The organism is Terriglobales bacterium (assembly GCA_035454605.1).
Taxonomy (GTDB): Bacteria; Acidobacteriota; Terriglobia; order Terriglobales; family Acidobacteriaceae; genus DATMAB01.
Map to the genome: position 1 here is coordinate 1 of DATIGQ010000092.1, position 3,933 is coordinate 3,933.

Annotated in this window: 2 protein-coding genes; one reads left to right on the forward strand and one right to left on the reverse strand. The window is 66.2% G+C overall.

Features of this window, described 5'->3' with window-relative positions; genetic code table 11:
- Nucleotides 1-190 precede the first annotated feature (190 nt).
- A complete protein-coding gene (locus tag VLE48_06680; GenBank protein ID HSA92678.1) occupies nt 191-1,180 on the reverse strand; it encodes a DUF4931 domain-containing protein in 990 nt (329 codons plus the stop codon).
- A 164-nt stretch (nt 1,181-1,344) separates the two neighbouring features.
- Between VLE48_06680 and mutS the strand changes: the two genes are divergently transcribed.
- The coding region (gene mutS / locus VLE48_06685; protein ID HSA92679.1) for a DNA mismatch repair protein MutS at nt 1,345-3,933 on the forward strand (2,589 nt) is incomplete at its 3' end.

Genomic DNA, 3,933 nt, shown 5'->3' on the forward strand with positions numbered 1-3,933 from the left:
CAGAAATGCGGGGCCTTTTTGTTTCTTCTCACCACGGAGACACAGAGACACGGAGGAGGGCCGGCGTCAGTTTGCGGAAAAGTAGTCCAGATCAAAACCAAAAGCGCCAGCCACAAGAACACCAAAGGACCGAAGAGGTGGCCTGCAGCCATCTGCCTCCGCGCCTCCGAGTCTCTGTGGTGAAAAAGTCTTAGCTCAGGCTGACGCTGCGCAGGCGGGCGGCGGCGGTCTCCGAGGTCACGGGGGTGAAGTAGGTCTCTTTGAAGGTATAGGACTGGGACTTCTTTCCCACGATGGGCAGGATCTCGATGTGCCAGTGGTAGTCGTCGTCGAGGGTCTTCCAGTAGTCCATGACACTGGTCTTGTGGCTGACGTTGGGGGCGGTGTGCAGCACCATGTGGAAGTCCTCGGTGATGGCGCGGATGCGCTCCAGAGTGCGGCGCAAGACCGCGGCCAGGTCGTGCAGCGCGGGGCCGCGCTCGAGCGTAGCCAGGCTGAACGACGATTCGTGGGTGAGGGGGAGGATCCAGGTCTCGTAAGGGACGCGGGGCGCGTAGGGGCAGGTGGCGATGTAGTCGCCCACGACCTCGACCACGCGCGTGGCCTGCTGGCGTTCCTGATTGAGGATGTCGCAGAAGACGCAGCGCTCCTTCTGCTGGAAGTAATCGCGGCCGCTGCGCAGTTCGTAAAGCACGCGCCGCGGGATGAAGGTGGTGGCGGTGAGCTGGGAGTGGGGATGGTCGAATTCCTGCCCGGCGGGCGCGCCGTGGTTCTTGAAGATGGTGACGTACTTGAAGCGGCGGTCGCGCTTGAGGTCGAGGATGCGCTGGGCGGAAAGGCGCAGGAACTGGCCGATCTCCGCGTCTGCGGCCACCCAGAGATGGCGGTCGTGGCGCGGATTCTCCACCAGCAGCTCGTGCGCGCCCACGGTCTGCATGTGGTCGTAGAGGCCTTCGCCGCGGCGGCCGGGATCGCCCTCGATGTGGTAGAGCGGCCAGGGATGCACCATGGCGCGCGACGACCAGGGGCCGCCGTCGAGCGACGGCATGGAACCGACCACCTGGGCGTGCGCCGAGGTCTCCGGACAGAGCAGGCAGACCTCGGACTTGGAGCGGAAGTCGCTCGAGTCGTCGCCGGTCAACACCCAGGAGCGCGTGATGGGATCTTTGCGTAACTCCATAAAGAAGCTGCTGGCTTCTAGCTGCTAGCTAGGAACTGGGCTAGTGGTTAGTGGCTAGAAAACACTAGGGGCGGCGGGAAGTCAATGGGGATAGCTGCTAGCTTCTCGCTGCCAGCCAGTAGCCAGAGGCTAGGAGCTGAGTGCTGAGTGCTAGAATTCCGGGAATGTCTGAAGCGCGCAGCGCGTCGCTGACGCCGTTGATGCGGCAGTACGCCGCCATCAAGAAGGACCATCCCACGGCGCTGCTGTTCTTCCGCCTGGGCGACTTCTACGAACTGTTCTACGAGGACGCGGTCACGGCCGCGCGCGAACTGCAGATCACGCTGACGGCGCGGCACAAGGAGCGCGGCAACGCCGTCCCCATGTGCGGCGTCCCCTATCACAGCGCGGAAAACTACATTGCGCGGCTCATCCGCAAGGGATACAAGGTCGCGGTCTGCGACCAGGTGGAAGACCCGCGGCTGGCCAAGAAACTGGTGCGGCGGGAAGTGACGCGCGTGATCACGCCGGGGACGGCGGCGGATGCGTCGCTGGATTCGGGCGAGAACAACTTTCTGGCGGCGGTGGCCGAGGCGGGCGACGCCGCCGGCTTTGCCGCGCTCGACCTTTCGACCGGAGAATTCCGCGCCACCGAGTTCCGCGGCGCGGACGCCCAGCGTCGCGTGGCCGAAGAACTGGCGCAACTGCAGCCGCGGGAAGTGCTCTACGCCTCTTCCCTGCCCTTGTTTGAGAGAAGCACGCAGCACTCAGCCATCAGCGATCAGCCACACCCGGCCGCGGAAGGCTCCGCTGCGGATGCTGTGGCGGACGTCCGCTTCACGGAAACGCCGCTCGATGACTGGGTGTTCGCCCCCGACTACGCCATTCCGCTGGTGGAGAACCATTTCGGCGTGCTCTCCCTCGAAGGCTATGGCCTGGCCGGACGGCAGGCGGCCGCGGCCGCCGCGGGCGCCGTGCTGCATTACGTGAGGCAGACGCAGCGCGGAACGCTGGAGCATGTGGACCGCATCGGGTTCTACGAGCGCCGCGAGTACCTGGTGCTGGACGCCGTGACGGTGCGCAACCTGGAGCTGGTGGAGCCGCTGTTTGCCGGCACCGGCGACGAGGTGACGCTGCTGAAGACCGTGGATGAGACGGTGACCGCCATGGGCAAACGCCTGCTGCGGGCGTTGATGCTGCGGCCGTCGGTCGATGTGGCGGAGATTGCGCGGCGGCTGGACGCGGTGGAAGCGCTGGCGCGAGAAACCGTGGCCCGCACCGAACTGCGCCGGGCGATGGAAGGCATCCTCGACCTGGAGCGATTGCTGAGCCGGGTGACACTCGAAGCCGCCAACCCGCGCGACGTGCTGGCGCTGGGAGTGTCACTGGGAAAGCTGCCGGGCGTGCGAGCGGTGCTGGGAAAGGTCTCAGGTGCCGGGTCTCAGGTCTCAGGAGAGCCCGGAGATCCGCCGGGCGACAACGGGCGGCTGGCTGCGCTCCGGGAGCAGATGGACGAACTCGCCGACGTGCGGGAAAGGATCGAGCGGACGATCGTCCAAGAGCCGCCGCTGAATTTCGCCGAAGGCGGCGTGATCGCGGCGGGCGTGGACGCGGCTCTCGATGAACTGCGCGACCTCAGCCGCAACAGCAAGCAGCACGTGGCGCGCATCGAGCAACGCGAGAGGCAGCGCACGGGCATCGGCTCGCTCAAGGTCAAGTTCAATTCCGTCTTCGGCTACTACATCGAGGTGTCGAAGCCCAACCTGCACCTGGCGCCGCCCGACTACGAGCGCAAGCAGACGCTGGTGAACGCGGAGCGCTTCAGCACGCCGGAACTGAAGGAGTACGAGGCCAAGATCCTGGACGCGCAGGAGAAGATGGCCGAGATCGAGCGGCGTATCTTCGTCGAGTTGCGCGCGGCCATCGCCGGCGAGGCGCGGCGAGTGCGGCAAACGGCGCTGGCCGTGGCCGAGACGGACGTGCTGGCCAACTTCGCGCATCTGGCGGCCACGCGCGGCTACACGCGGCCGCGCTTCGACGATTCCGGCGACCTCGAGATCGTGGGCGGGCGGCATCCGGTGATCGAGCGGCTGGATGCGGCCGACCGCTTCGTGCCCAACGATCTCTACCTTAATGCGAGCACGCAGATGATCCTGATCGTCACCGGTCCCAACATGGGCGGCAAGTCCACCTACCTGCGGCAGGCGGCGCTGATCGTGATCCTGGCGCAGATGGGATCGTTCGTGCCGGCGCAGTCGGCGCGGCTGGACGTGGTGGACCGCATCTTCACGCGCATCGGGGCGAGTGACAATCTGGCGCGCGGGCGCTCCACTTTCATGGTGGAAATGACCGAGACCGCGGCCATCCTGAACACCGCCACGTCCAAGTCGCTGGTGCTGCTGGATGAGATCGGCCGCGGGACCGCCACCTACGACGGGCTGGCCATCGCCTGGGCCGCGGTCGAGTACCTGCACGCCCGCACCCGCGCCAAGACGCTGTTCGCCACCCATTACTTCGAGCTCACCGAACTGGCGGAACACCTGTCGGGCGTGAAGAACTATCACGTTTCGGTGAAGGAGAGCGCGGGCGGGATCGTCTTCCTGAGGAAAGTGGAAGCGGGCGCGGCCGACCGCAGCTACGGCATCGAGGTGGCAAAGCTCGCCGGGCTTCCGCAGGAAGTGGTGACGCGGGCGCGGGAGGTCCTCGACGAGCATGAAGACGCCGAACAGCGGGTGAGCGACCACCTGACCGCCGCCGGTGAACGCGAGGCTGGG